This is a genomic window from Marinicella meishanensis (assembly GCF_019931145.1).
GTDB lineage: Bacteria > Pseudomonadota > Gammaproteobacteria > Xanthomonadales > Marinicellaceae > Marinicella > Marinicella meishanensis.
In genome coordinates this window covers 1-26,540 of sequence record NZ_JAIOUV010000002.1, presented here as the reverse complement: position 1 = coordinate 26,540, position 26,540 = coordinate 1, and the positions used below count along the sequence as shown (strand labels likewise).

Annotated in this window: 23 protein-coding genes; 17 read left to right on the top strand and 6 right to left on the bottom strand. The window is 52.4% G+C overall.

Translation table 11 applies throughout. From position 1 onward, the window contains the following. Window positions 1-117: 117 nt before the first annotated feature. From tatA to K7G70_RS02525, 5 genes are read left to right on the top strand one after another with little or no spacing between them, the layout of a single operon-like run. Window positions 118-336 (top strand): twin-arginine translocase TatA/TatE family subunit, encoded by a 219-nt coding sequence (gene tatA, locus K7G70_RS02545; protein WP_223787030.1) that lies wholly within the window; start codon window positions 118-120, stop codon window positions 334-336. Then, window positions 336-650 (top strand): Sec-independent protein translocase protein TatB, encoded by a 315-nt coding sequence (gene tatB / locus K7G70_RS02540; protein ID WP_223787029.1) that lies wholly within the window; start codon window positions 336-338, stop codon window positions 648-650. The genes tatA and tatB overlap by 1 nt, the downstream gene beginning before the upstream one ends. Further along, window positions 651-1,388, top strand: a complete 738-nt coding sequence (tatC, locus tag K7G70_RS02535) for a twin-arginine translocase subunit TatC (RefSeq protein ID WP_223787028.1) — start codon at window positions 651-653, stop codon at window positions 1,386-1,388. Between the two features lie 36 nt (window positions 1,389-1,424). Next, the gene (gene pepN / locus K7G70_RS02530; RefSeq protein ID WP_223787027.1) at window positions 1,425-4,067 is read left to right on the top strand and encodes an aminopeptidase N; all 2,643 of its coding nucleotides are present in this window, start codon (window positions 1,425-1,427) and stop codon (window positions 4,065-4,067) included. 58 nt (window positions 4,068-4,125) lie between these two features. Next, a complete protein-coding gene (locus K7G70_RS02525) occupies window positions 4,126-5,037 on the top strand; it encodes a hydrogen peroxide-inducible genes activator (protein ID WP_223787026.1) in 912 nt (303 codons plus the stop codon). Window positions 5,038-5,058: 21 nt separating this feature from the next. Here the strand turns inward: K7G70_RS02525 and K7G70_RS02520 are convergent, their stop codons facing one another. The 4 genes from K7G70_RS02520 to rluD all read right to left on the bottom strand — a co-directional run bounded on the left by K7G70_RS02520 (window position 5,059) and on the right by rluD (window position 11,180). Beyond that, window positions 5,059-6,132, bottom strand: a complete 1,074-nt coding sequence (locus K7G70_RS02520) for an efflux RND transporter periplasmic adaptor subunit (protein ID WP_223787025.1) — start codon at window positions 6,130-6,132, stop codon at window positions 5,059-5,061. Beyond that, window positions 6,119-9,202 (bottom strand): efflux RND transporter permease subunit, encoded by a 3,084-nt coding sequence (locus K7G70_RS02515; RefSeq protein WP_223787024.1) that lies wholly within the window; start codon window positions 9,200-9,202, stop codon window positions 6,119-6,121. Before K7G70_RS02515 ends, K7G70_RS02520 begins: the two co-directional genes overlap by 14 nt. A 79-nt stretch (window positions 9,203-9,281) precedes the next feature. Continuing rightward, a complete protein-coding gene (gene pgeF, locus K7G70_RS02510) occupies window positions 9,282-10,001 on the bottom strand; it encodes a peptidoglycan editing factor PgeF (RefSeq protein WP_223787023.1) in 720 nt (239 codons plus the stop codon). Between the two features lie 177 nt (window positions 10,002-10,178). After that, window positions 10,179-11,180: a 23S rRNA pseudouridine(1911/1915/1917) synthase RluD gene (gene rluD / locus K7G70_RS02505; protein ID WP_223787022.1), complete on the bottom strand. Its 1,002-nt coding sequence runs from the start codon at window positions 11,178-11,180 to the stop codon at window positions 10,179-10,181. Window positions 11,181-11,342: 162 nt separating this feature from the next. Here rluD and K7G70_RS02500 point away from each other — a divergent pair, with 162 nt between their 5' ends. The 11 genes from K7G70_RS02500 to K7G70_RS02450 all read left to right on the top strand — a co-directional run bounded on the left by K7G70_RS02500 (window position 11,343) and on the right by K7G70_RS02450 (window position 19,363). Beyond that, window positions 11,343-12,152: an outer membrane protein assembly factor BamD gene (locus tag K7G70_RS02500; RefSeq protein WP_223787021.1), complete on the top strand. Its 810-nt coding sequence runs from the start codon at window positions 11,343-11,345 to the stop codon at window positions 12,150-12,152. Window positions 12,153-12,230: 78 nt separating this feature from the next. After that, entirely contained in the window at window positions 12,231-12,821 is a 591-nt protein-coding gene (locus K7G70_RS02495; RefSeq protein ID WP_255589822.1) for a YhgN family NAAT transporter, read from the top strand. A gap of 234 nt (window positions 12,822-13,055) precedes the next feature. Continuing rightward, window positions 13,056-13,781: a DUF2520 domain-containing protein gene (locus tag K7G70_RS18040; RefSeq protein WP_223787019.1), complete on the top strand. Its 726-nt coding sequence runs from the start codon at window positions 13,056-13,058 to the stop codon at window positions 13,779-13,781. Beyond that, window positions 13,778-14,566 carry a 3-methyl-2-oxobutanoate hydroxymethyltransferase gene (panB, locus tag K7G70_RS02485; RefSeq protein ID WP_223787018.1) on the top strand — a complete coding sequence of 263 codons (789 nt, stop codon included), beginning with the start codon at window positions 13,778-13,780 and terminating at the stop codon, window positions 14,564-14,566. The genes K7G70_RS18040 and panB overlap by 4 nt, the downstream gene beginning before the upstream one ends. An 11-nt stretch (window positions 14,567-14,577) precedes the next feature. Further along, window positions 14,578-15,348: a pantoate--beta-alanine ligase gene (gene panC / locus K7G70_RS02480; protein ID WP_223787017.1), complete on the top strand. Its 771-nt coding sequence runs from the start codon at window positions 14,578-14,580 to the stop codon at window positions 15,346-15,348. After that, entirely contained in the window at window positions 15,345-15,875 is a 531-nt protein-coding gene (locus tag K7G70_RS02475; protein ID WP_223787016.1) for a flavoprotein, read from the top strand. Before panC ends, K7G70_RS02475 begins: the two co-directional genes overlap by 4 nt. Then, window positions 15,872-16,534: a phosphopantothenoylcysteine decarboxylase gene (locus K7G70_RS02470; protein ID WP_223787015.1), complete on the top strand. Its 663-nt coding sequence runs from the start codon at window positions 15,872-15,874 to the stop codon at window positions 16,532-16,534. Before K7G70_RS02475 ends, K7G70_RS02470 begins: the two co-directional genes overlap by 4 nt. Further along, complete coding sequence (locus K7G70_RS02465; RefSeq protein ID WP_223787014.1) at window positions 16,531-17,313, top strand: type III pantothenate kinase; 783 nt, start codon at window positions 16,531-16,533, stop codon at window positions 17,311-17,313. Before K7G70_RS02470 ends, K7G70_RS02465 begins: the two co-directional genes overlap by 4 nt. After that, the gene (gene panD, locus K7G70_RS02460) at window positions 17,310-17,702 is read left to right on the top strand and encodes an aspartate 1-decarboxylase (protein ID WP_223787013.1); all 393 of its coding nucleotides are present in this window, start codon (window positions 17,310-17,312) and stop codon (window positions 17,700-17,702) included. Before K7G70_RS02465 ends, panD begins: the two co-directional genes overlap by 4 nt. 36 nt (window positions 17,703-17,738) lie before the next feature. After that, complete coding sequence (locus tag K7G70_RS02455; protein WP_223787012.1) at window positions 17,739-18,059, top strand: hypothetical protein; 321 nt, start codon at window positions 17,739-17,741, stop codon at window positions 18,057-18,059. Window positions 18,060-18,373: 314 nt separating this feature from the next. Continuing rightward, a complete protein-coding gene (locus tag K7G70_RS02450; RefSeq protein ID WP_223787011.1) occupies window positions 18,374-19,363 on the top strand; it encodes a branched-chain amino acid aminotransferase in 990 nt (329 codons plus the stop codon). A 13-nt stretch (window positions 19,364-19,376) separates the two neighbouring features. On the opposite strand, the gene K7G70_RS02445 is transcribed toward K7G70_RS02450, so the two are convergent. Further along, window positions 19,377-21,656, bottom strand: coding sequence for a diguanylate cyclase (locus K7G70_RS02445; protein WP_223787010.1), 2,280 nt, complete (start codon window positions 21,654-21,656; stop codon window positions 19,377-19,379). 280 nt (window positions 21,657-21,936) lie between these two features. Then, complete coding sequence (locus K7G70_RS02440; RefSeq protein WP_223787009.1) at window positions 21,937-22,428, bottom strand: c-type cytochrome; 492 nt, start codon at window positions 22,426-22,428, stop codon at window positions 21,937-21,939. A 68-nt stretch (window positions 22,429-22,496) separates the two neighbouring features. On the opposite strand from K7G70_RS02440, the gene K7G70_RS02435 reads away from it, so the two are divergent. Beyond that, entirely contained in the window at window positions 22,497-26,384 is a 3,888-nt protein-coding gene (locus K7G70_RS02435) for a DEAD/DEAH box helicase (RefSeq protein WP_223787008.1), read from the top strand. Window positions 26,385-26,540: the final 156 nt, after the last annotated feature.

Genomic DNA, 26,540 nt, shown 5'->3' with positions numbered 1-26,540 from the left:
CGGATATTTAATCTTTGATCTTCTATATTGTTCAGGTTTCTTGAATGGCTGGGTAACTCACCGTCGATAATTCAAGTTATAATAGGCTTTATTCATTAATTGTTTGGAGAATCCGTCATGGGAATCAGTATGCCGCAATTGCTCATCATCTTATTGGTGGTGGCACTCATCTTTGGCACCAAAAAACTCAGAAACATCGGCAGCGACTTGGGCAGTGCCGTCAAAGGCTTTAAAAAAGGCATTGCCGACGAGGACACCCAAGAATTGCAAAACAAAACGACCACCGATGAAGTGGCCCAAGCCAACCCCAACAAAAAAGACCCCGTCGAAAAATAATGTTTGACATTGGTTTCACCGAATTGCTGGTCATTTTTGTGGTCGCATTGTTGGTCGTGGGACCAGAACGCCTGCCTGGAGTGGCCCGCAAGATTGGTTTATACATCGGCAAAATGCGCCGATCATTCCAATCGATCAAAAACGAAGTGGAACAAGAACTGGAAATTGAGGCCGTCAAAGCCCAACTGAAAGAAAATGCCCTGCTGGCTGAAGCCAAAGAGTTGAAAGCAACGATGGCAAACACCATTGGTGAGTCCAAGCCCAGTGAGTCAGCCAAAACAGACCCAACCAACACAGCCAACAACAAGCCGTAAATGCAAGATCAGGAACAGCCTTTGGTATCCCACTTGGTGGAATTGAGGAGTCGCTTACTCAAAGCCGTGCTTGCTGTGCTGCTGTTGATTGTGGCCATGTTCCCGTTTGCCGGCAAAATCTTCACCTTAATTGCCAAGCCCGTGTTGGACAACCTCAGCCAAGGCACTGAAATGATTGCCACCGGGGTGCTGGCACCGTTTTTGACCCCTTTTAAGATGATCATCATTCTGGCGGTCATCATCAGCATGCCGATCATCATTTATCAAATCTGGGCCTTTGTCGCGCCCGGTCTGTACAAATCAGAAAAGCGGGTGGCTTTACCGATTTTGATCTCCAGCATCATCCTGTTTTATTTGGGCTGTGCCTTCGCCTATTTTGTGGTGTTCCCCATCTTGTTTGTGTTTCTGCCCAGTGTGGCACCTGAAGGGGTGACCTACATGCCAGACATCACCAACTTCCTGGACACCGTGGTGCGCTTGTTTTTTGCTTTTGGTTTGGCCTTTGAAATACCCATCGCCGTAATCCTGTTGATTTCAATGGGGGTGACCACAGCGGACAAACTGGCCACCGCCAGACCCTATGTGATCATTGGGATCTTGGTGGTTGCCATGTTGATCACCCCGCCAGATCCAAGCTCTCAAGTGCTGTTGGCCATACCCATGTGGATTTTGTTTGAATTCGGTCTGTTCATGGGCAAAGCGCTGCGCAAGAAAAACAAAAAAACCGAGGCAGGTTGATGGACTCAGCTGCCACAGCAAACCAAGCAAACTGATATGAGTGCCAAAAAACAAGTCATCCATCGCCGCGATTATCAGGCGCCCAACTTTTGGGTGAAGTCTGTTGATCTGGCTTTCATGGTATCACCGGATCACACCCTGGTGAAAGCCCGCATCAATTTCAGCAAAAACCCTGACCAGCCGGGTCGTGACCTGTTCCTGGATGGGGTGGATTTGACCTTGGAGTCGATTGCCATTGATGACGAGCCATTGGCCGAAGGGGATTATGAATTGTCTTCGGTGGGTTTGACCTTGCAGCAGTTACCAGACGCATTTGAATTGAAAACCACGGTGCGCATTTATCCGCATAAAAACACCGCATTGGAAGGCTTGTATCAGTCGGGGCAGTTTTTTCTGACCCAGTGTGAGGCCGAGGGCTTCCGCAAAATCACCTACTATTTGGACCGACCCGATGTGTTGGCCCCATTCATGGTGACGGTGGTGGCGGACAAACAGCACTACCCCATCTTGTTGTCCAATGGCAACCCAGTGGCCAACGGTGATTTGGGTCAGGGTAGGCACTATGCCAAATGGTTGGATCCGCATCCCAAGCCGAGTTATTTGTTTGCCATGGTGGCCGGTGATCTGGCAGTGGTGACCGATCAATTCACCACCCAAACCGGCGATCAGGTGGCTTTAAACATTTACACCGAGCCCAACAACATCGCGGCCTGTGATTTCGCCATGCAATCATTGAAACAATCAATGAAGTGGGATGAAACGCGCTTTGATTTGGCTTATGACCTGGCAGTTTACAACATCGTGGCCACCGATGACTTCAACATGGGAGCGATGGAAAACAAAGGCTTGAACATCTTCAATTCAAAATATGTTTTGGGCCAGACTGAAACCGCCACAGACCAAGATTTCATCAACATTCAGGCGGTGATTGGCCATGAATACTTTCACAACTGGACCGGCAACCGGGTCACTTGCCGCGATTGGTTTCAGTTGTCTTTGAAAGAAGGGTTGACGGTGTTTCGTGATCAAGAATTCACCTCAGATTTACAATCCAGGGCCATCAAGCGCATCGAGGATGTGCGGTATTTGCGGGCTGCCCAATTTGCCGAAGACGCCTCACCCATGTCCCATTCAGTGCGACCCGATTCGTACATGGAGATCAACAACTTTTATACCTTGACAGTTTATGAAAAAGGGGCCGAAGTGGTGCGCATGTACCACACCTTGTTGGGTGAGGCCGGTTTTCAACGGGGCATGCAGCTGTATTTTCAACGGCACGATGGCCAAGCCGTCACTTGTGATGATTTTCGCCATGCCATGGCCGATGCCAATGAAACTGACCTCAGCCAATTTGAACTGTGGTACGCCCAAAACGGCACGCCAGTGGTGACGGTCACAGAACAATATGATGCCGAGCAAGGACAACATCAATTGACCCTCAGTCAACAGGCACCAGACAGTTATCAAGGCGATGAGGACTGGCAACCCATGCACATCCCGGTCAAGTTTTCCTTGTATGGCAAGGATGGTGTGCCCTTTGCTTTGGATGACCAGGGCAGCACCAGTCAGGTGGTGCAACTCAAACAACAGACCCAAACCTGGGTCTATGATCAGATCGACCATGAACCGGTCAGTTCCTTGTTTCAGGGTTTTTCAGCACCGGTGGTGGTGCAACGCCAATTGAGTTTGGATCAATTGGCTTTTTTGATGAAATACGATGCCGACCCATTCAATCGCTGGGACGCCGCGCAGCGCATGCAAGGGGAGGTCATCGTCAACCGCTACCAGGCTTTGCAGCAGTCCGATGAATATCAATGTCCCCAACAACTGTTGGATTCATTCCGCCATGTGTTGTTGGACACTTCATCGGATCCGGCTTTGATTGCTGAAGCGATCACCTTGCCCTCATTGAAGGCTTTGATGCTGTCCATGAAAGAAGTGGATGTGATCCAGTTGTACCAAGCCAAAGAGTGGATGATCCGCTTGTTGGCAGAGCGCTTTCAAGTGGAGTTCCTCAGTGTTTATCACCAAAACCATTTGCCGGCAGACTACCAAGTCAACCCTGAACAGGTGGGGCAGCGCCGGTTGAAAAACCAATGCCTGTGGTATTTGTTGCAGGCACCGGCACCCGGCGTCAACGAGTTGGCCGGCTTGGCCAAAGAACAATATCACCAAGCCAACAATTACACCGATAAAATCAGCGCCCTGAGCGCCTTGACCCACCAGCAAGTTGATGGATTTGAGGACCTGTTAGGAGCGCACTACACCCAGTGGCAAGACAACGCCTTGGTGATCAACAAATGGTTGTCAATTCAAGCCACCATCCCTGCGGCAGACACCTTGGAACGCGTTAAACAACTGATGGAGTTACCGGTTTTCTCGCTGAAGAACCCCAATGTGGTGCGCAGCTTGATCGGGGCTTTTTGTGCCGGCAACATCACCCAGTTTCATGCCCGGGATGGCAGTGGCTATGCGTTTTTGGCCGATCAGGTGATTGCGTTGGATGCCATCAATCCGCAAATAGCGGCCCGGTTGGTCAGTTTGTTCAATGATTACCGACAACACGACCTGGACACCCAACAGCGCATGCGGCAAGAATTGCAACGCATCCATGGGGTGGTGTCCTTGTCTGCCAATGTGTATGAGATCGTCGACCGGGCCTTGCAAACGACCCATTGAACATCCAATGATTGCGCAAACCTTCACCCAGTCTTCGAACCCAACCAGTGGCTGAACCATGCACTTACCAACCATCAAACAACTCAAATACTTCAACGCTTTGGTCGAACACAATCATTTTGGCAAAGCCGCAGACAGCTGTTTTGTTTCACAATCGGCGTTCAGCGTGGCCATCAAAGAGTTGGAAAATGCCTTGGGTGGTCGTTTGGTCGATCGCACCAACAAAAGCGTCACCGTGACCAATCTGGGGCATGAAATTTATCAACAATCGCAAGCGGTGATGGCCGAGATGAAGAAGCTTTTGGACTTGGCCCAAGGCAATTTGTTGCCATTATCCGGTCAATTGTCGGTCGGCATGATCCCCACCATTGGTCCCTTTGTGATGCCCGATTGGCTGCCAGAACTGACCCGCAACTACCCCGATTTGGACCTGGAAATACATGAGGGCAAATCATCTGACATCTATGACCGCTTGATGCGTGGTCAGTTGGACGTGATTCTGTTGGCCTTGCCCTATGAAATGCGCAGTGTCGAAACACTGACCTTATTCAAAGACCGTTTTCGTTTGATTTCATCGCCCAACAACAAATGGTTACATGGGAGAAAATTTGACATCGACGACGTCGGCGAAGGTTCGGTGCTGTTGTTGGATGATGGTCATTGTTTGCGCGACCATGCGATCAGTGCTTGTCACATCAAAAACGTCGAAAAAGTCAGCCACTTCTCTGCCAGCAGTTTGTTGACCTTGGTGGAAATGGTGAAACAAGACTTGGGTGTCAGTTTCATTCCTGAGATGGCTTTGAAAATACCGCTGTTCAACCGCGAAGAGATCCAAGTGGATGCCTTGGAATTTGATGCCTATCGAGAAATCGGATTGGCTTGGCGCAAAGGCAGCACGCGCAGCAAAGAATTCAAAATGCTCGGTGACACCGTGATCCAAGCGATGGAAGGTAAAATCAATCTGTATTGATTGGTGTTAACAGGCCCTGGCTCATTGACCCGGTGCTTGGGCCCCGCCATTCATCACCTGCACCGTTTGTTGGTCGCGCAACCGTTCATTGCCCCGGATCACCACTTGGTCGCCAGCAGCCACGGCCCCTTCGACCGCGATCAAATCGCCTTGGGCCAAACCGGTGTTGACGGAGACTTTGGTGGCCAGGCCGGCATCATTGATGGTGAAAATATGGGCCCCACCACGGCGCAAAACCAAGGCATCGCGGGGTACGGCAGTGACGGGTTGGGGCAGGCTTTCTGGCACCATCAATTGAATCGGTTCGCCCGGCAATAAGTCGCCTGACAAATCGGCCAAATGCACTTGGATTTGCCGGCTGTTGCTGGTGGCAGCAGGAATGAAGCGATCCACTTGGGCTTGGTGAGGGTTTCCGGCTTCATCGATGTATTGCCATACGTCGCCCACTTGAATCACCGATTTGAGTTTGAATGGTAACTGCGCCAGGATTTCCACTTCATCGGCCGACATGATTTCCAACAGGTCAGCACCTTTGGACAGGAATTGGCCAGGCTGGGCAATTTGTCGGGTCACAAAAGCGTTAAACGGGGCTTTGGGCGTGAGCTTGCTGATGTCACTTTCCAGTTGCTTGAACCGAGACTGGGCTTGTTCCAAGTCGGCTTGGGCGGTTTTCAGATCGGCCTTGTTTTGGTCCAGTGCTGTGCCGGATGTGAGGTTTTGGTTCTCCAAGGATTTGAGCCGTACCGATTCGGATTTGAGGAAATCGACTTGGGCTTGCTGGCTGGCCATCGAGCCCCTCAGTTCACTCAATCGCAAGGCATAGGCTTCGTCTGCAATCAAACCCATGGCTTCACCCTGTAACAGGCTTTCACCGGTGTCAGCCAATTCAATCACCCGACCACTGGATTCGGCTTGAATGGTGGTGATGAAACGGGCTTTGGAGTAAGCCGCTACCAGTCGGGTGGGGGCCATTTCCATGGCCACCGCAGTGGTGGTTTTGACAAAAGTCGGTGGTCCCTGTTGGGCCCAGGCACTGAATACCACGGTGGCACAGGCCAGTACGGTCCAGACAGTTTTGCATTTACGTGTTAACAAGTTGAGGCTCCTGTTTGTTTTGGCCGGTTAATTTCAGTAAGCTGGGTAACAGCAACAAAGTGAACAAAGTGCTGATCAGCATACCACCCACGATCACCGCCGCCAAGCCGCGATACAACTCGGTGCCGGCACCGGGCATCAGCAACAACGGCAGCATACCAAAGATGCTGGTGAAGGTGCTCATGAAGATGGGCCGGAGGCGCAAGCGCACGGCATTGGCCACGGCTTCTTCGGTGCTCATGCCCATTTTTTCGGCGTCACGGGCCCGCAGCACCAACAAAATCGCATTGTTGACCACCAAACCCAACAAGATCACAAAGCCGATCATGGTCAATAAATCCATCGATTGGCTGGACTCGGCAAAGGTGCGCAATGACCAGTCCAAGGTGCGCAATCCCAACAAACCACCGATGGTGGCCATGGGCAGGGTGGTGACCACCAACAAAGCGTCTTTGAAAGATTGGAACATGGCGCTGATCAACAGGTACAAGATCACAATGGCCAACAAGAAAGAACCGGACAAACTGGACAAGGCCTCATCCAAGGCCTCGGCCGTGCCGCGGTACGACACGCTGCTGCCACTGGGTAAGCGATCCAAAATGAATGGGGTGAGTTCTTGTTTCAGCATGGCAATGGCTGACTCCAACGGCATGTCAGACGGTGGTGTAACTTGTAGGGTCAGGGTCCGGGCTCGGTCCACGCGCAAGATTTGGGTGGGGCCGGCGGTGCGTTGAATCAAAGTCAATTCATCCAACGGCACCACATCACCATTGGCGGTGTACAAGGGCGTGGCGGCCAGTTCTTCCGGGGTGTCCCAGTGATCGGCCCTGAGCACCACGTTCATGCGTTTGTTGCCGTCAAAGTATTCACCGACAAATGCCCCGGTGCCCAAGGACCTGAGCACGGCATTGAGTTGGTTGCGCGACCAGCCGGCTTCGGCAATGGCCCGGTCATCGGGTTTGATGTTGATTTCAGGGGCGCCCAATTCAAGCCCCGGGGTGGTGTTCAAGCGCACTTGGGGGATCATCTGCTGCACTTTGTCATAGGCTTCTTGACCGACTGACAATAACAGGTCGAAATCATCGCTTTGGATGTCCACACTGATGCTGCGCCCGGTCCTCGAGCCGCCACCAAAGACCCCAGCCCTGCCGGCGAAGCCACGGGCATCCGGGATGCCGGTCAGCAATTGAAAGTTGACGATTCTGAGCATGTTGTCCACTTCAGCCGGGTCTTCCATTTTGAAGCCCATGAAGCCACCGCCCCCAAACACGCCAAAGAAAAAGTTTTCAATTTTGGGGGATTGGGTGCCCTCGTAATAGGGCATCAAACGCTCGGCCACGACCCCGGCCAATTCATCGCGCGCCACGGCATAAGACATGCCGGGCGGGGCTTGGATGCCGCCAAACGAAAAATTGCGTTTGCCCTCGGGCAGATAATCGGCCGGTGGTCGAATGAAATAGGCCACGGTTAAGGGCACCAGCACCAAACCAGCCACCCAACCGATTTGCCGACTGCGGGTGCCGGTCATGCGGTCAAGGAAGTTGGTGATGGTCCGCCATAAGGTGGTGTGTTTGTCATCAAAGTCACTGCGGTGGATCAACTTCACGGTGGCTGCTGGCAACACCGTGATGGCCACCAATAAGGAAAAGATCACCGAAATGGAAATGGTTAAGGCCAGGTCGGTAAACAACTGACCGGCTTCGTCTTTGAGGAACACCACCGGCAGAAAGATCGCCACCGTGGTGGCGGTGGAAGCCAACAAGGCGCCCCAGACTTGCTGCGCCCCAATCTGTGCTGCTTCGTTGGCGGGTTTACCCATTTCGCGATGGCGAATGATGTTTTCCAACACCACGATGGCGGCATCCAACACCATACCGGTGGCAAAAGCCAAGCCGGCCAATGAAATGATGTTCAAAGTGCGGCCAAAGGCATCCAACAAGATGAAGGCACCCATCAAACAGATCGGGATGGCCACGGCCACAATTAAGGCCGGGGTGGTTTTGCGCAAGAAAGCCCAGAGGATGAAGATGGCCAACAACATGCCCAGAATCAGGTTGTTCCTGACCATGCTCACCGAGCCTTTGGTGTAGATCGATTCATCGTATACTTGTTTGATGTTCAAACCCGCCGGGGTCAACACCGATTCTTGGACCTCGGCCACTTTGATTTTGATGTCTTCCATCAAGTCCAACAAATTAACCCCGGCTTCGGGAATGATGTTGGCGGCGATTGAGGGTCCACCGTTTTGGATGATCAAACCACTGGGGTCTTGTAATTGAAATTTGATTTCAGCGATGTCCTTCAGATAGATGGGCAAACCATCGCGCCACTCGATCACATAATCGGCCAGGGCTTGGTAATCGTATTTGCTTTCAAACCGCATGGTGTATTTGCGCTTACCCACGTCTTTGGTGCCCATTGAGGTGTTGCTGAAATTGCCGCCGACGGCATTCAGGCGGGTCAGGTCCACACCCAAGGCCGCCGCTTGATAGGGGTCGTATTCGATGCGCACTTCATAGGCCCGGCCACCAAAGGCATTGGCCGATGACACACCGTTGATCTGTTCAAACTTGGGCAGCACATTGTCATTGATGAAATCCTGATAGGTCACAATGTCACGGCTGTTATCCGCATTGGGCCGAATGGCAAACCATGCAATCACTTTCTCAAAGTTATTGCCGCCGATTTGCAAGGTCGGTTCATTGGCATCCACAGGGTAGGCGGGTACTTGGTTGAGCCGATTGATCACTTCCAACAAGGAACGCTGCATGTCCACATCGGCATCAAACTCCATGTTGATGTTGGCCGAAGAATAACTGGCAGTGGCCGACATGCGTTCGACCCCTGGCATGCCACGAAACACATTTTCTTGCAGTTCGAGGATTTCAGATTCCACCTCTTCAGGCGCGGCGCCTGGCCAGGTGGTGGTGATGCTGATGGTGGGACGTTCCACATTGGGGGCCATTTGGACCGGTAAGCGGGACAAACTGATGCCACCAAAGATGACCACCAGGATGATGGCCACCATCACTGCTACGCGATTGGATAAGGAGGCTTCTGTCAGTTTCATGAGGACATCTCAGGGCAGGTACAATGATTAAATTGTATCAATCACCACCACACATTGTCTGTGCCGAAAGTCACAGCGCCTAACCACTGGGGTGGTTGAGCCAGATCAGGCTGGCCATGCGTTCGGGCGCTTGGTCCCGCCGCCAGGAATGGTGCTTGGGGCTCAGGAAAGTGCAGGTTGGGTCCTGGGTGATTTGTCGCACGCCCAATGCCTGCAATTCCATGCGGGCCAATGCCACCAAGTCTGCCCGGCATTTGCCCAGTGAGTCAGGTGGGTCAAAGGCGGCTTCAGCATGGGGGTGCCGTTGCAAAAAGTGTGCCACAAAATCCAGGTCCACTTGATATTGGGGTCGTTGGATACAAGGGCCCAACCAAGCCAAAACGTCAGCTGGTGGTTGGATCTGAGCCAAAGTGTTGGTCAAAATTTGGGCGTACAAACTGCGCCAGCCACAATGCACCGCCGCCACAAAAGAGCCTTCGGTGTCGGTCAACAGCACTGGCAAACAATCGGCCGTCATCACCGCACACACCACCCCATATTCGCGGGTGAAACAGGCATCGGCCTGGATGGCCAAAGATTGTTGTTGTGGTTGGCTGTATTCGATGACTTGGTGGCCGTGGACTTGGTGCAGATACCGCGGTTCATGGGGCAATGCGAATTGCTCGACCAATCGTTGCAAATCTGAGGCTTGGCTGTGCTTAGGGTGTGCGCTGAAATTTGGGTTCTGCTGCCACGTGCGGGTGGTTTGCAGGGCCGCCACGTGCGCTGGACGTGACCAAGGTTCAATCAAATCAGTCATCAGAATGGTCGGTGAACTGTCAGGTCGGGGTGAAAAAGAAAGGGCCAATCGAAGTAGTTATGTGGAAGAGGGAGTAAAGCCACAAGTATCTAGGAATTGAATAATTGACCCCGTTAGATAATTTTCCAATAAGTAAATATTAGCGGAAAATGCGAGCAAATGCTCACATTTATTCAATTATTCGACGTATTCCACCTCAAATTCGTCAAAATCTGAGTGTTTTTGGTCTAAAAATGCCAAATCATCGATCAGTTGACACAAATCGTCAGGTAATTCGGCATGGGCCTCAATGGGCTTATTTGTGATGGGATGTACAAACTCCAGCCGCTCGGCATGCAGGGCTTGGCGTGGGAATTCGCGAATCAGGGTTTTCAGCTCGGCATCGACTTCGGCATCCACCCGTTTGGGGTTGCCATACAAGGGATCGCCCACCAATGGATGACCCAAGTGGTGCATGTGGACCCTGATCTGGTGGGTGCGACCGGTCTCTAAGTTCACTTGTAAACTGGTGTAATGATCAAACTGCTCATGGGGTGCATAATGGGTGATGGCTTCTTTGCCATTCAGCACCACCGCCATTTTGATGCGTTGTGATGGGTGGCGGCCCAGTTGATTGTGCACCGTTCCACCTTGTTTGATGCGGCCTTTGGCCACACAAAAGTATTGGCGTTTGATGTCATGGGTTTTCAGCAGCTCAATCAGTTTCAATTGACATTCAGACGTTTTCGCCACCACCATCAAGCCGGAGGTGTCTTTGTCCAGTCGATGCACGATCCCAGCACGGGTCAGCATGGCCTGTTGTTCACCCAAAGCCAACAAACCATTGAGTAAGGTGCCATTGGGATTGCCGCTGCCAGGATGCACCACCAAGCCGGCTGGTTTGTTTACAATCAACAGGTGCGGATCCTCATACACGATGTCCAAAGCCATGGCTTCTGGCTGATCGTTGACCGCTGGCTCCAACACGACTTCCAGGTCGATCACTTCAAAACCTTTCAAAAGGGTTTTGCTTTTGGTATTATGGCCGTTGATTTTAACCCCGCCTTGTTTGATCCATTGTTGTATGTGTGCTCTGGAGTGATCGGGGAATTGTTGGGTCAAAAATTGATCAAGTCGCAATCCTGTAGATTCGGCCGTGACATGAAACTGCCGCTGCACTTTGTGGTCTGTGTCATCCATGGCGCTATTTTAACTTGACCCAATTCAGTTAAACCAAGAAAATTTTTGCGTTTTAACATTTATTTAAACCACTGACGGATAAGGTGTCCGTTTTGCGCTGGCCCCATCGGGCCCGTGCTGGAAAGAGGAATCGATATGTTGGATCACAACAAAAGACGTTTTATGAAATTCACCGCTGTGTTGATGTTGGCTTTGTTGGTGCTGCAAGGTTGTGGCAAAAAAGACGACGTCAGAGAAGTGGAAGTGACCAAATTGTCCGCTTTGGAAATGTACCTGGGGGCCAAACGCGCCTTGGATGCCGGGGTTTGGTCAACGGCAGCCGATAAGTACAAAGCCTTGCGTTCGCATTACCCATTCGGACATTACACCGAACAAGGCTATCTGGAATTGGCTTATGCCCAATACAAAATGTATCAGATGGAGCAAGCCGTCTCGACCGTGGATCGCTTTGTCAAGAACTACCCAGCCCACAAGAATTTGGATTATGCCTATTATTTAAAAGGTCTGATTTATTTTGACAGTGACCGGGGTTACATGCAGCGGGTCAATCCAGACAAAGCTGCAGACCGCAACCAGGACAACATCCGCAATGCCTTCACCGCGTTCAAAAACTTCATTGAACGTTACCCAGAAAGTTCATACGCCCCCGATGCCCGCAAGCGCATGGTTTATTTGAAGAACCAATTGGCGGCCTATGAGGTACAGGTGGCGTCATATTATCTGCGCCGTGGTGCGCCGATTGCGGCAGTGAATCGTGCCAAGTTTGTGTTGGAATCTTTCCAGGACACCCCAGCTGTGGGCAATGCCCTGGCTTTGATGGTGGAGTCCTATAAAAAGATGGATGAAAGCGAGCTGGCGAATCAAAGTTATGCCATGCTCAGCACCAATTTCCCCAATCACAGCTACTTACAAAACGGGAAGATTGACCTGGAAACCGATGTGCTGAAGTGGCGTGACCTCTGGCCCTTCTGATACCGCCGATCAGCAACACCTGACACGACCGGTTGCTGACTTGTTGGCAACCGGTCTTTTTATTTAATGGAGTCAATGATGGACATATTATCTGCCACCATATTGTTGTTTTTGATTTTGGACCCATTGGGCAACATCCCCATCTTTTTGTCGCAATTGGAAAAAGTCGAGCACCGTTACCGGGTCTTGGCCCGTGAGTTGTTGTTGGCCCTGGTCATCTTGTTCCTGTTTTTGTTTTTTGGCAAACAGATGCTTGATTTTCTGCATTTGGAGCAGGTGTCGGTGTCCTTGGCCGGGGCCATCATCCTGTTCATCATTGCTTTGCGCATGATTTTCCCCGCCAGCAAACAATACGGTGAAGAAGAGGCGGTGGATGAGGCGCCGTTTTTGGTGCCTATGGCCATTCCTTTGGTGGCTGGACCTTCGATCCTCGCCACCTTGATCCTGCTGGCCAGCAAACACCCGGACCAATTCGATGTGTTGGCCGTTGCCTTGTTCATTGCTTGGTTGATCTCAGCCGTCATCTTGTTCTCGGCCACCGCCATGCAAAAATATTTGGGTAAAAATGGCATGATTGCCATCGAGCGTTTGATGGGCATGATTTTGATTGCCATTGCGGTGCAGATGTTTTTGGATGCGATCCGCGAGTTTTTGGCTTCGGTGGCCTGATCAGGGCGACCACTTCGGTTGTGATTCACTTGATATTCAGCTTCGGGCACATATAATAAGCACAGCACTGATTCTTGGTGAACAGTGACTGAACTTTTCGATTGAGCGGCACCGGGTGCCAACTTGATCGCCCAACACATGAGGACTTGATCTGTGAATCGACAGGTACCTGAAACAATCGCCATCATCGGGGATGGCAAAATGGCGCGTCACCTGATGCATTATTGCCAATTGGTGAAGCAGCCGTACATTCAATGGCGCCGCTCGGCGTCCGCCCCACGGTCTGGCTTCCAGCCGGCCTCACGCCTGGCCAATTTTAAGCGCAAACTCAAAGCATTGATCCAAACCCAACCCAAACGCAGCTTGGCTGCGGTGGTCGAAGATGTTCGCACGGTGGTGGTTTTGTTGCCAGATGACCAAATCGAATCGTTCATCCGCAACAACCCCTGCTTACAACACAAACGATGTGTGCATTTTTCCGGATCTTTGGTCACCACCCTGGCCCAGGGCATTCATCCATTGATGACCTTTGGCGCCAAACCCTATGATTTGTCGGTGTATCAAGCCATTCCCTTTGTGGTGGACCAAGGGGTCGAGTTCAAAGCCGTGTTCCCCAAATTCAATAACCCCGTACACAGCATCCAGCCGATACACAAAGCCATCTATCATGCCTATTGTGTGATGGCCGGAAACTTCAGCCAAATGTTGTGGAAACACATCGGCGAAGCCTTGCCAGCCATCGATTTGCCAGCAGATCTGATGTCGGCCTATCTGCGGCAAAACACCGAAAACTTCATCAATGATCCGGTGCATTCGGCCACCGGCCCCTTTGTCCGTGGTGATGTCGACACCATCAACAAACACCTGCAAGCCCTCAAAGGCCACCCCTTGGGCGACATTTACCAATCATTTTACGACTGGCATCAGTTACCCAGTGAGCAACAACGGTGGCAGTCATGAGCAACATCAAGCAATTGATCGCCAAGCAACAGGCCGGTGAGAAACTCTCCATGCTGACCTGTTATGACTTCTCCACCGCCCGCATCATGAACCAGTCAGCGGTGGAAATGATCTTGGTTGGTGATTCGGCGGCCATGGTGATGCACGGTGAAAATTCCACTTTGCCAATTGATTATCAGACCATGGCCCAACACGTGCGCGCCGTGGCCAAAGGAGCCCCCGATAAATTCATCATTGGTGATTTGCCATTTCTGTCCTATCGCAAATCATTGGATGAAAACATGCGGGCGGTCGAAGCGCTGATGAAAGCCGGTGCCCATGCCATCAAACTGGAAGGGGTCAAAGGCAATGAAGCGTTGATTGAACACATCGTTAATTCTGGCATTCCGGTGATGGGCCACATTGGTTTGACCCCGCAGTCGGTGAACCAATTCGGTGGTTTCAAAGTCCAGGGCAAATCGGCCGATGACCAGGCGCGCATCATTCAAGAAGCCCAAACCCTGGAACAATTGGGTTGTTTTGCGGTGGTGCTGGAATGCGTGCCCGATGCCTTGACCCGGGAACTGGTCAAACACACCGAGCTGATCACCATCGGCATCGGTGCCGGGGCCGCGGTTGATGGTCAGGTCTTGGTGCTGCAGGACATGCTGGGGTTTTCATCGCAATTCAGTCCCAAGTTTTTGCGCCGCTACCTAGACACCGAACAGTTGTTTTTGCATGCCTTCAATGCCTATGCCAAGGACGTCAAAGGACAGCAGTTTCCGGGCCCTGAGGAACAATACTGAGGATCCCACAGATGCAACGATTGACTGACATTTCAGCCCTACAAGCTTGGCGCCAAGACGCCAAAGGCACTGTGGGCTTTGTGCCCACCATGGGGGCCTTGCATCGCGGGCACCTGACTTTGGTGGAAGCCGCTTTGGCCAACAACGACCAAGTGGTGGTCAGCATTTTTGTCAACCCAACCCAATTTGACCAAGCCAGCGATTTGGCCCATTACCCCAACACGTTGGCACAAGACTTGCAACAGTTGGCAGATGTCGGAGTGACGGCGGTGTTGTTGCCCAACCAAGAGACCATGTATCCCGATGATTACCGTTACCAAGTCGCTGAAAATGAATTGAGTCGCTTGTATTGCGGTGCCCACCGCGCCGGCCATTTTGATGGGGTCTTGTCGGTGGTCATGAAGCTGTTCAACCTGGTGCAACCCACGCGGGCTTACTTTGGTGAAAAAGACTTCCAACAACTGACCTTGATCCAAGGCATGGTGCAGGCCTTTTTCCTGCCGATTGAAATCGTGCCTTGCCCAGTGGTCCGTGAAAGTGATGGCTTGGCCATGAGTTCCCGCAACCTCAGGCTGTCGCCGATTGAACGCAAAATTGCCCCACAGCTGTATGCCACCTTAACCGCCGACACCTCACTGGCTGACAAAAGACAGCGCTTGGCCGATTTGGGCTTTGACCTGGATTACCTGGAAGTGTATCAGGACCGCCTGTTGGTGGCGGCCAAATTGGGCGAGATCCGTTTGATCGACAACGTGCCTTTCCTGGCAGGAGCAGGCGCATGAATCGTTTGCTGTTGATGACTGGTTCGATTGCCTGTGCCAAGGCCTCCGGTTTGATCTCCGAATGGGTGAAACAAGGTGATCAGGTAAAAGTGGTGTGTACCCCAGGCACCCTGAATTTTGTTGGTTTGGCCACGCTGGAAGGCCTCAGCGGCCAAACCGTGATGACCCAAGTATACGAAGCCGGGGCCATGATGGATCACATCCACGTCAGTCGTTGGGCCGATCAAATCGTGTTGTGTCCGGCCACCGCCAACGCCATCAACAAACTGGCTGCTGGCATTGCCGATGATGCGGTCAGTACGGTGTGGGTCGCGGCCCACAGCCTGGGCAAACCGATGGTGCTGGTGCCGGCCATGAACGCCATGATGTGGCAGTATCCGGCCACCCAAGCGGCGGTCCAAAAGCTGCAGACTTGGGGGGTCAAAATGATGCCGCCGGTTGCCGGCGATTTGGCCTGTGGCGAACAAGGTGAAGGGCGTCTGCCTGAAGTGGCGGACATCATCCAATTCATGGAGACATTGCAATGAACATACTGGTCACAGCCGGTGGCACCAAAGAATACATCGATGGGGTGCGCTACATCGGCAACTGCTCCAGCGGCCGCACCGGCGCTGAACTGGTGGATTATTTGTCCCAGTTGGGCCATCAGGTGACGTGGATTGGTGCCCGCAACGCCATCCAGCCGATGCGTGAATGCAAACGGGTGCCTTACGAAACCTTTGATGATTTGTCTGCAGCGATGCAACAAGCCTTGGCCAACGAGCATTACGATGCGGTGTTCCAAGCCGCCGCCGTCAGTGATTTCAAAGTCGATGCCGTGATTCTGGACGGTCAACAATTGGCCGCCGGACGTGACGTCAAATTGCCCACCGCCGACACCATGCAGCTGCAATTGAAGAAACAACCGAAATTGGTTTCACAGATCAAACACTGGTCCAAGAACCCCAACACACTGGTGGTGGCCTTTAAGTTGACCAACTCTTTGGACCCAGCGGTGCGCCAAAAAGCCATCGACAAATTGTTGGGTCAAGCGGTGATTGATCTGGTGGCACACAATGATTTGAATGAGTTTAACGATTGTGAACACGGGTTCTGTTTGCACCAAAAATCCAGTGAGCACACCTCTTGCGTGGACATCCGCGCGTTGGCCGATGTGGTCTTGCAGCAATTGGAGGCAGTGGCATGATGCTGTGTTTGGACATTGGCAACAGCCACATGCACGGCGGGGTGTTCGACAACGATGAATTGTTGGTGCAATTCAGAATGGCTTCCAAAACCGGCGCCTCTTCCGACGAATACGGGGTGTTTTTGCGCAGCGTGTTGCGTGAGAACGACATTGACCATCAGCAGATCGAATCGATCGCTTTGTGTTCGGTGGTGCCCGAAGTGCAGTACCCAATCAATGCCTGTTGCCAAAAATATTTCAATTTGGAACCCTTTATCTTGCAAGCCGGGGTCAAAACCGGCTTGCAAATCGGCTACCGCAATCCTTTGGAAGTGGGCGCCGACCGCATCGCCAACGCCATAGCGGTGACGCATTTGTTCCCGGGTCAGGATGTGATCATCATCGACCTGGGCACCGCCACCACCTTTTGTGCCGTCTCGGTCGAGCGCCAGTACATGGGCGGGGTGATCTTGCCCGGCATGAAAATGTCGATGAAAGCGCTGGAGTCTGGGGCCTCGAAATTGAGTGCGGTGGAAATCGTCCAGCGCCATGAGGTGTTGGGGCGGTCAACCCATGAAAGCATCCAGTCGGGTTTGTTTTTCGGGGCCCAAGGGGCCATGCGCGAAATCATCGCCGGTTTATCGGCCCAATCATTCAAAGGCAAAAAACCACTCATCATCGGCACCGGTGGCTTCACCTCTGTGTTCCGCAATGCCGACATATTCAACGAAATCATTCCAGATCTGGTGCTCAAAGGCCTCTATCTGGCAGCCAAAATCAATCAGGAGAAAAATTCATGAACTTGACCATGTTGCACAGCAAAATTCACCGCGCCACGGTGACCGATGCCAACCTCAACTACGAGGGTTCGGTGTCAATTTGTCCACAATTAATCAAAGCCGCAGGCTTGTTGATCAACCAACAAATCGACGTGCTCAATTGCAACTCAGGCTCGCGACTGACCACCTATGTGATCGAAGGGGGTCCGGGTGAAATTTGTCTGAACGGTGCCGCCGCCCGTCACAACCAAGCCGGTGACCTGGTGATCCTGGCCGCTTACTGCTCGATGGATGCCGAAGCCGCCAAGACCCACCAACCCAACTTGGTGTTTGTTGACAGTCAAAACCAAATCAGCAGTTTGAAAAACGCCGAGACCCACCAAAAAGAAAACTTCGAGCACGCGGCTTGAGGCCAAGATTCACCCTGGCGACCAGCAAGGACAGACATGTTTGAATGGCTAAAATCGGTGCAGTATCTGGTGTACAGTGGCTTGTTGTTGCTCGTTGGTTCAGGCACAGTTAAAGCCGAGCGATTGCTTTGCATGTGCTGTGAACCAGTGGATCATTTGATCGAAATTGAGGTGGCCAGTTGTCATGAAGTGTCGGTACCAGATGCCGCCGGATTGGGTCATCAACAAATCATGGATTTGGTGATTGACGGCGTCAAAACTTCGACTGTTCCGTACAGCAACCAAGTGATCGGTTTTGAAATCCATCATGACCGGCATGAAACTGAATTAGAAGTCGCCAGAACTTTTGTTTATTAAGAGCGAGACCAAACAACCTGTGATGATTTTCAACTCAATCAGCGAAAGGTCATGGAATATGAAAAGTTGCACTGTGTGCTGCTTGAAGCAGACAACTTCGATGATGATTAGGCATGCTTAAATGGCGGTCATAAAATTTCAAAACTGTCAGGAAAATGGATTCAATTGATCAACAAATACGGCAAAAACTGATTTCAAAATAATCGGATATGTGGACGATTGCGGCCACCGTGGGTGAATCTGCCTGGTCTACAGTTCCAACCAGAAAACGCTTCAGGTACAATACCCCTTCTCTTTGAACTGGACACTTTCCCATGGCTGAGTTTGGACAAACTTTCACCGACCAAATGGCGGTATCACGATTTACCCATGAGCAATGGAGCGAAGTGGCAGTCCAGCCGCTGGGTCCATTCAGTTTGCACCCAGCCACCCATGTGTTGCATTATTCCAGCACCTGCTTTGAGGGCTTGAAGGCCTACCGTTGGGCTGATGGTTCAATCCACTTGTTCCGCCATCAGGACAACATCCAACGCCTGCGCAACAGCGCCCAAGCCTTGTGCTTGCCGGTGCCCAGTGCCGAGTTGTTGGAATCGGCCATTTTGGCCGCCGTTCAGGCGGTGACCGATGACATCCCAGCCTTGCCTGGAGCCCTGTACATTCGACCCACTTTGATTGGCACCGAAAGTCACATTGGCGCCGCTGGCCGCGGGTCGAAAGAGGCGTTGTTGTATGTCATCACCTCACCTGTCGGTGATTACTTTGCCGGTGGGGTGCGGCCGCTGAAATTGTTGATTGACGATGAGAACATGCGGTCGACACCCAAGTTTGGCCAAGTCAAAACCGGGGGCAATTACGCCGCTTCTTTGGGTTCGGTCATCCGTGCCCGGGCTGAGCATGGGGCGGACCAGGTGTTGTTTTGTCCGGGTGGCCAAGTGCAAGAAACCGGTGCAGCCAATTTCATCTTGATCAAAGGCAACGACTTGATCACCAAAAAACTCGACGGTTCAATTTTGCCAGGCATCACCCGAAATTCCATCTTGCAACTGGCCCAGGATCTGGGTTTGGTGGTGCATGAAATTGACTACACAGTTGCCGAGTTGTTGTCTTGGGCCCCAGACAGCGAAGCCTTCTTGTCGGGCACCGCTGCGGTGCTGTCGCCGGTTGGTACTTTGGTCTATCAAGGGCAACCCCATCAAGTGGGTGATGGCGGGGTCGGCAACCGGTCGATGCAGTTGCGTGATGCTTTGACCGGCATTCAACATGGGCTCAGCCCAGATTTGCATGGTTGGACCACAGCCCTGTGATTGAGCAACTGGCTCAGGCCTTTTGTGCGGTCGGTTGTTCCATCGTTGCCTCGTACACACAAACCTGATTGCGCCCTTGTTGTTTGGCTTGATACATGGCGGTATCGGCTTTGTGCAACAAGGATTCTTGGGTGTCGTGTAACCTGGATTCGGCCAAACCCACACTGCAGGTGGCCTGCAGATCGTGGTCGCTCAGTGGCTCTGCAGCCAGTTGGGTGATGAAGTCTTCCATGATTTGTTCGCAGCTTTCGAACGCCACATCTGAGAAAATGGCCACAAATTCATCGCCGCCGGTGCGTCCAAGCTTGGCTTTTTCGTGCAAATGGAAACGCAACAAGCCCACAAAGTCAATGATGCATTCATCACCCACCGCATGGCTGTGCTGGTCGTTGATCGATTTCAAATTGTCCAGATCGATGTAGGCCAGGGTGGTGCGACTGGCATGGCGCAATGACTCATTGATGATTTTCTTCACACTGCTGCTGTTGTGACAACCCGTCATGCTGTCGAGGTTCGCGGCCAAGGCCACATCGTGCATTTCCTTGGCTTGCATCAAAACCGCATAAGCATCCTCACAAAAGGATTGCAGGTCTTGTATCATCACCGCGCTGATTGGCATGTTTTTCTTCAGGCCAAACACAAAGCGGGTGTCGGCATATTTGCTGGGGTCCAAAGGCAGGTACAGCAGCATCATCTTCTGTTGTTTGTGGCTCATGATGACGTGTTGTCTGATTTGGTTGCGGTCATTGGTGGTGAACACCTGATTGAATTTGAAAGCCAGCAACGCCAAATCTTGGTTGCTTAAGCCGGTGGTACAGAATCCTTGCAGGGTTTGATCCACGTGCAACAAAGAATTTTTCACCGGGAAGGCTCGGTTGATCAACAGGTGAAATTTGATGTTGATCTTTTCTGTCACCTCATCGGCCTCCAAGGTGGGGTTTTTCACCAATTCCTGTATTTCACGCTGGAATTGGGTGATCATTTCGTGTTGCTGTATGGACCGTTCGGCCTGGTTTTTTTGGCTCACAGCCTGGTCCCTTTGTTCACGCACCTTCAAGGTTCGGTTGGCCATGGCGAAAGCCAAAATCAAGCCCTCCAACATCACCGCCCATTCATAGCTGTGGGCCATCCAAATCAAGTCGGGGTGGGGGTTGGTGGAGAACCAAATGCGCAAACTGACGGCCGCGATCAACACGGTCCAGGCCACAAACAAATACTTCACCTGAGGTTGACCAGCCAGCGTGTGACGCAGCATGATGATCCACACCAGCAAACTGGACAGCAGGATGCTGACGTTGAACCAGGCGCTGACCGATGGGTAATTTAACTCGCCCATGCCATGGTATTGCACCAGGGCGTATGTCACCAAAGCCAGCCGCAACAGCACGCACAACAGCACGCCTTTGACCAGCCAACTGCGCCGCCAATCCAGGCGCATGAAACGATAGAAGAAGGCGTTGGCGGTCAAGTCAGCCAAGGCCAAATAAATCAAACCACTGCGCGGTCCCATCAGCTCCCAAGCGAACCAACTGTATTCATTGATTTTGCCTTCTTGCCACAGCAAAGCCAACAACGCTGTGGACATATATAAGGTGTATAACAAATACGAGCGGTCTTTGTTGTAGAGATAGAAAATGGCATTGAACAAGATCATCGCCACCATGATGCTGTACAAGAAGGTGGTGAGTTGGGCCCATTGAGAATCGGCCTGGATGTAGGAGGGGGCGTCGCTCAATTCAACTTTGACATAACGCGGATTTTCCGATTGAATCAACAAGTAGTGGGTGTTTTCCAAAGCCGAGTCGTCGATGCTGAAAGCAAACTTTTGACTCGAAAAATGGCGGCTGTCGGTGTGGCGATTGCGGAACTGCGTGTGGCGCTCAGAGCGTTCACCGGTTATTGTCTGGTAGAAATGGTCGACTTGACTGAGGTACTTGGGGTAGGCCGACAGCGTGTACTCAGTGACCCCTGGCGGTGATGACAATGGGGTGATCTTGAGCAGCACTTGGGAGCGATCCGTGCTGAATGGCAACAACTGGTCGGCATTGAACGCGGTGAATGACATCGTGTCCAAAGAAGATGGGCTCAATGAGCGGTCATGGTGTTGCGCGGCGGCCGGTAACCAGGCCATTTCAATCTGCAAAGGCACTTTGACATCACTGTGGTAATCCAAGCCACAGCCGGTTAACAAACCAGTCAAACACAACAGCCACCAAACTTGCCATGACGGCCGCTGACGGCGACTGGCCGCTGGCATGGCGGCAGCTTTTCGCACCCGGTCTGTTTCAGTCATTAGCCGCATGGCCACCCAACCAACATCGATGTTTCACACACAGGTGGTGATTGTCTTTGGTCGCAACAGAATCAACCAGCCACCCCCTTTGTTCATTCATGTTACCACAATCTGGCGGGTGGGGATAAAAAGCATCGGCCAGTTGCCTGGCGATGAGAGCAATGATTGGTTCTCAGCCTCAAATGGCCTGAACAGAGGTGTCAGCTGGGTACAAGCTGACGTGAATGGGCACAAAAAAAGCGGGAGAACCCGCTTTTTTCAGATCTGTGTTTGAATGGCATCATTCCAGATGTGAGGTCATGAATTCGACCGCGACTTTGACTTGCTCATCGCTGAGGTCGGCACGACCGCCTTTGGCTGGCATCAAGCCCGCTTCACCCATGAAGCCGTTGATGGCTTGGGCAATCACCGCATCCATGCCTTTGTCCAAACGGGTTTCCCATTCGGCAGCCACCAATTTGGGGGCGCCGCCAGCACCGGTGGTGTGGCAAGCCATACAGACGTTGTTGTAAATCATTTCGCCATCCAATGAACCATCGAAGGCGATGACTGCCTCAACCGGTGCAGCAGCAACGGCATTGGGGTCGGTGTTCACAGCGGCCACGGGTTTGATCAATTCTTGGATCGAGCTGCGATCGGCTTGGCCTTGCACATTGGCCACCAGATTATTTTGCATCGCCACCCCAAACCAAATCAGCAAGATGGTGAAGACCACCAAAGCGGCCAGCAAAATGGAAAAGTTTCTGAAAAATATCGAATCTTGATCACTCATGAATTATCCTGTGTATGCTAATTAACGTTCAACCGCCGCATTATAATTGTTAAGGCCCGCTTTGCCAAATGTTTAATCCAATCATCAACCAGTGGTTAGCGGCTCAATTCAAAGAGCCCACGCCCGTCCAAGCAGCCGCTTGGCAGGAAATCGGTCAAGGCTTGGATGTGTTGATTTCAGCCCCCACCGGTTCGGGCAAAACCTTGGCGGCTTTTTTGTCAGCCATCAACCAGGTTTTGGAATTGGGTGGTGGTGCTGACCTGGGTTTGCAAGTGATCTACGTGTCACCGCTGAAAGCCTTGTCCAATGACATCAACCTCAACCTGCAGCAACCCTTGGCCGCGATCAATGAACAGGTCGGTGGCGCCATCACTTCGGCGGTGTGGACTGGCGACACCCCCAGCCACGAACGGGAAAAAATCAAACGGCAACCACCACACATCCTGGTCACCACACCGGAGTCCTTATATAACATCCTCACTTCCAAAGCCGGTCGGGCGATGATGCCACCGGTACAAACGGTCATCATTGACGAGGTGCATGCCTTGGCGCCCAACAAGCGCGGGGCCCATTTGTTGTTGAGTTTGATGCGCTTGGAAGCACTCAGTATTCGACGGCCACAACGCATCGCCATTTCGGCCACCCAGCGACCGTTGGAACGAATGCGGGATTACATTCTTCATGCGGAGCATGCGGCCATCGTTAATATGGGCCACAAGCGTGAGATGCAATTGTCCATCGAGTTGCCGGCCAGTCCATTGGCCCCCATCATGTCCAATGAACAGTGGGGAGAAATTTACCAGATGCTGGCTGAGGTCATTGCCCAGCGCCGCACCACCTTGGTGTTCGTTAACAACCGCCGACTGGCCGAACGGGTGGCCAAGCACCTGGCCGAGCGGCTCGGTGAAGAGGCCGTCACGGCCCACCATGGCTCCTTGGCCAAAGAACACCGGTTGCAAGCCGAGCAGGCCCTCAAAGCCGGCCAGCTCAAAGCCATAGTGGCCACCGCTTCCTTGGAATTGGGTATCGACATCGGTGATGTGGATTTGGTCTGTCAATTGGGATCGCCCGGCAGCATTCAAGCCTTTTTGCAGCGGGTGGGGCGTTCAGGCCATGGCGTGAATCGGGTGCCCGAAGGGCGTTTGTATCCGTTGACCATCGATGATTTGTTGGAGGCCACGGCCATGCGGCGGGCCATTGACCGCGATCAATTGGAACACACTGAATTTCCGCATCAACCCTTGGATGTCTTGGCACAACAGATCGTGGCCGAAGTTTCGCAACGACCTTGGCCGGTCAAACGACTGTATCACTTGTTCAAAACCGCTTCTTTGTACCGCGAATTGAGCGAAGACAAATTCATGCAAGTGGTGACCATGTTGGATCAGGGGTATTCGGGTCGCGCCACTTTTCAGCGGGCCTTGCTGTTTTATGATGAGACATTGGCAGAAATCCGCCCCCGCAAAGCGGCAGCATTAACAGCCTTGCTCAATGGCGGCACCATCCCGGATCAGTTTGACTACGATGTGCGGCTGTTACCTGAGGATTTGAAAATCGGTACTTTGAATGAAGACTTTTCCTTCGAGAGCATCCCCGGTGACATCTTTCAATTGGGCAACCATTCTTACCGCATCCTCAAAGTACAAACCGGCACCGTGTTTGTGGAAGACGCCGCCGGGCAACCGCCCAACATCCCCTTTTGGTTTGGGGTGCAAATGTGGCGCTCAGATGAATTGAGTCAGGCGGTGTCTGATTTGCGCCAGGAGTGCAATCAGTCGTCCGATGACCAGAACTGGTGGCAAGACTTACCAGTCAATGAGTCCGGCGTGGCTCAATTGCACAATTACGCCGCCAAGACAGCCGACGTATTGGGCCTGTTCCCATCCCAGCAAGACATTGTGGTGGAGCGGTTCTTTGACGGCAACAACGACATGCATTTGGTGATCCATTCGGTCTATGGTTCACGGATTAACCGGGCTTGGGGCTTGTCGCTGCGCAAAAAATTCTGCCGTCAGTTTAATTTTGAATTGCAAGCGGCGGCCCTGGAAGATGCTTTGATTCTGTCATTAAGTTCAACGCACAGTTTTGAATTACCCACCGTGCAATCATACTTGCAGCCGGATACCGTCAAAGAAACTTTGATCCAGGCCCTGTTGGACACCCCCTTTTTTGTCACCCAATGGCGTTGGAATGCGTCGGTGGCCTTGGCCGTTAAACGCCGCCGCGGAGACAAAAAGGTGTTGCCCCAATTCCAACGCAATGCAGCGGAGGACTTGGTGGCTGAAATTTTTCCTGAGCAAATTGCTTGCGCTGAAAACATTGCTGGTAATCGAACAGTGCCTGACCACCCGTTGGTGGAACAAACCTTATGGGACTGCACCGAAGGCATCATGGACATAACCGGATTGGCCCAGCTGTTGGCCGACATTGAGGCGGGTCGGGTCAACATGCACTTTGTCGACAGCCACACGCCATCACCCACTTCACTGGCCATCATCAATGCCCGCAACTACGCCTTTCTGGACGAGGCGCCCGCAGAAGAGCGCCGCACACTGGCCATCCACAGCCAGTCATTGGATCAGTCCTTTGCACCCACCCGCATGCACGATGCCGATTTGCAACAATTCAACGCCACCGCCATGCCACCGGTGCGGGATTTGGACGAATTACAAGAATGGGCTTATTTCCATGGCTTGGTGTGGCCTGACGAGGCCGAGCCCCATGCCCACGACCTCGAACAATTGTTGGCGGCCGGACGGCTGGTCAGCCGCACCATCGAAGACCAAACCGTGATTCACAGCCCACGCCACCAAGATCTATTGGACCGCTGGCAAGCCGATCCAGCCCAGTTGGGCCCCGAAGATTGGGCCAGTTTGGTCAGCCACCGCTTGAGCATCAGTGGCTTGATTGGCTTTGAACAATTGCGCCAACGCCTGCCTTTGGGGGCCAGTCTGTTACAACAGACCTTGATGCTGTTGGAAGTACAAGGGGTGGCGTTCCACTGGACTGATGATGGGGTGTATGCCGACCATTGGATTGAGCGTCACCACCTGGCCCGCTTGCGCCAAACCCAACAACGCGGGCTGCGGCGTGCAGTCAAGACCTTGTCGGCCGATGCCTATGGTGATTTTCTGGCCGATTGGCAATTTTTGACGGCGCCGGTCAGTGGGGTGGAAGGCTTGTCCCGGGTGTTGCAACAATGGCAAGGCTATGCCACCTTGGCCCCCCAGTGGGAGCAGGAGGTGCTGCAACCACGGGTGCAAGATTACCATGGCATGATGCTGGACATGTTGTGCCAAAGCGGTCAGTTCATTTGGAAGCGGGCCAAAGACAAATACGTGTCCAGCGATTTGAACCAAATGACCATCCAAAAAACTGCTTTCACTTTTTTGGAGAACCGGCAAGCCCATCTGTTCCCAGCCACCATCGAAGCTGCCATGTTGAACCCCAAGTCTCAACATGTGTTGCAAACCATGCAGGCCGGTGGGGCACAATTTTTCCGCGAGTTGTTGCAAGCCACCGGCCTCTTGCCGGTGGAGCTGGAACAGGTGTTGATTCAATTGATCAAACAAGGGTTGGTGGTGGCCGATGGTTTTCAAGCCTTGCGGGTTTTTGTGCTGTCTCCGGCCGAGCGACGCCGGCAATTGCTGAAGGCCAAAAAGCATGCTGGCAACCTCGGCTACTTGGAGATGATGGGGCGCTGGAGCGTGATACCGCAGAAAGACGCCAGTACCCAAGATTACCTGACCATGATGATCAACCGTTATGGGGTCTTGAGTTACGACATTTGGAATTGGGAAGAGATGCCGATCAAGTGGCGCCAGGTGTCATTTGAATTGCAGCGCTTGGAAGCCCGGGGCGAGTTGTTGGCCGGTCGCTTTGTTGATGGCATGTCTGGCATGCAGTATGCCTTGCCAATGGCTTATCAACAGATGCAAAGCCTACAAAAAGTCTGAACACCTGACCCCGGCCTGCAGCCAGGGCCGGCGCTTGAAAATTTCCTGAGCAACCCCATTTATCAACAACCCCGCGTCAGTACTGGTTTTGCGCTGAGTTGTTTGGCTGTGGTTAGGAATTAATTTCATTAATTTGTCACAAAGGGGTTTACATTG

Excerpts from the sequence above, each read along its gene's own strand:
- tatA (WP_223787030.1), top strand. The coding sequence starts at position 118 with ATGGGAATCAGTATGCCGCAATTGCTCATCATCTTATTGGTGGTGGCA.
- tatB (WP_223787029.1), top strand. The coding sequence starts at position 336 with ATGTTTGACATTGGTTTCACCGAATTGCTGGTCATTTTTGTGGTCGCA.
- tatC (WP_223787028.1), top strand. The coding sequence starts at position 651 with ATGCAAGATCAGGAACAGCCTTTGGTATCCCACTTGGTGGAATTGAGG.
- pepN (WP_223787027.1), top strand. The coding sequence starts at position 1,425 with ATGAGTGCCAAAAAACAAGTCATCCATCGCCGCGATTATCAGGCGCCC.
- K7G70_RS02525 (WP_223787026.1), top strand. The coding sequence starts at position 4,126 with ATGCACTTACCAACCATCAAACAACTCAAATACTTCAACGCTTTGGTC.
- K7G70_RS02515 (WP_223787024.1), bottom strand. The coding sequence starts at position 9,202 with ATGAAACTGACAGAAGCCTCCTTATCCAATCGCGTAGCAGTGATGGTG.
- pgeF (WP_223787023.1), bottom strand. The coding sequence starts at position 10,001 with ATGACTGATTTGATTGAACCTTGGTCACGTCCAGCGCACGTGGCGGCC.
- rluD (WP_223787022.1), bottom strand. The coding sequence starts at position 11,180 with ATGGATGACACAGACCACAAAGTGCAGCGGCAGTTTCATGTCACGGCC.
- K7G70_RS02500 (WP_223787021.1), top strand. The coding sequence starts at position 11,343 with ATGAAATTCACCGCTGTGTTGATGTTGGCTTTGTTGGTGCTGCAAGGT.
- K7G70_RS02495 (WP_255589822.1), top strand. The coding sequence starts at position 12,231 with ATGGACATATTATCTGCCACCATATTGTTGTTTTTGATTTTGGACCCA.
- panB (WP_223787018.1), top strand. The coding sequence starts at position 13,778 with ATGAGCAACATCAAGCAATTGATCGCCAAGCAACAGGCCGGTGAGAAA.
- panC (WP_223787017.1), top strand. The coding sequence starts at position 14,578 with ATGCAACGATTGACTGACATTTCAGCCCTACAAGCTTGGCGCCAAGAC.
- K7G70_RS02475 (WP_223787016.1), top strand. The coding sequence starts at position 15,345 with ATGAATCGTTTGCTGTTGATGACTGGTTCGATTGCCTGTGCCAAGGCC.
- K7G70_RS02470 (WP_223787015.1), top strand. The coding sequence starts at position 15,872 with ATGAACATACTGGTCACAGCCGGTGGCACCAAAGAATACATCGATGGG.
- K7G70_RS02465 (WP_223787014.1), top strand. The coding sequence starts at position 16,531 with ATGATGCTGTGTTTGGACATTGGCAACAGCCACATGCACGGCGGGGTG.
- panD (WP_223787013.1), top strand. The coding sequence starts at position 17,310 with ATGAACTTGACCATGTTGCACAGCAAAATTCACCGCGCCACGGTGACC.
- K7G70_RS02455 (WP_223787012.1), top strand. The coding sequence starts at position 17,739 with ATGTTTGAATGGCTAAAATCGGTGCAGTATCTGGTGTACAGTGGCTTG.
- K7G70_RS02450 (WP_223787011.1), top strand. The coding sequence starts at position 18,374 with ATGGCTGAGTTTGGACAAACTTTCACCGACCAAATGGCGGTATCACGA.
- K7G70_RS02445 (WP_223787010.1), bottom strand. The coding sequence starts at position 21,656 with ATGACTGAAACAGACCGGGTGCGAAAAGCTGCCGCCATGCCAGCGGCC.
- K7G70_RS02440 (WP_223787009.1), bottom strand. The coding sequence starts at position 22,428 with ATGAGTGATCAAGATTCGATATTTTTCAGAAACTTTTCCATTTTGCTG.
- K7G70_RS02435 (WP_223787008.1), top strand. The coding sequence starts at position 22,497 with ATGTTTAATCCAATCATCAACCAGTGGTTAGCGGCTCAATTCAAAGAG.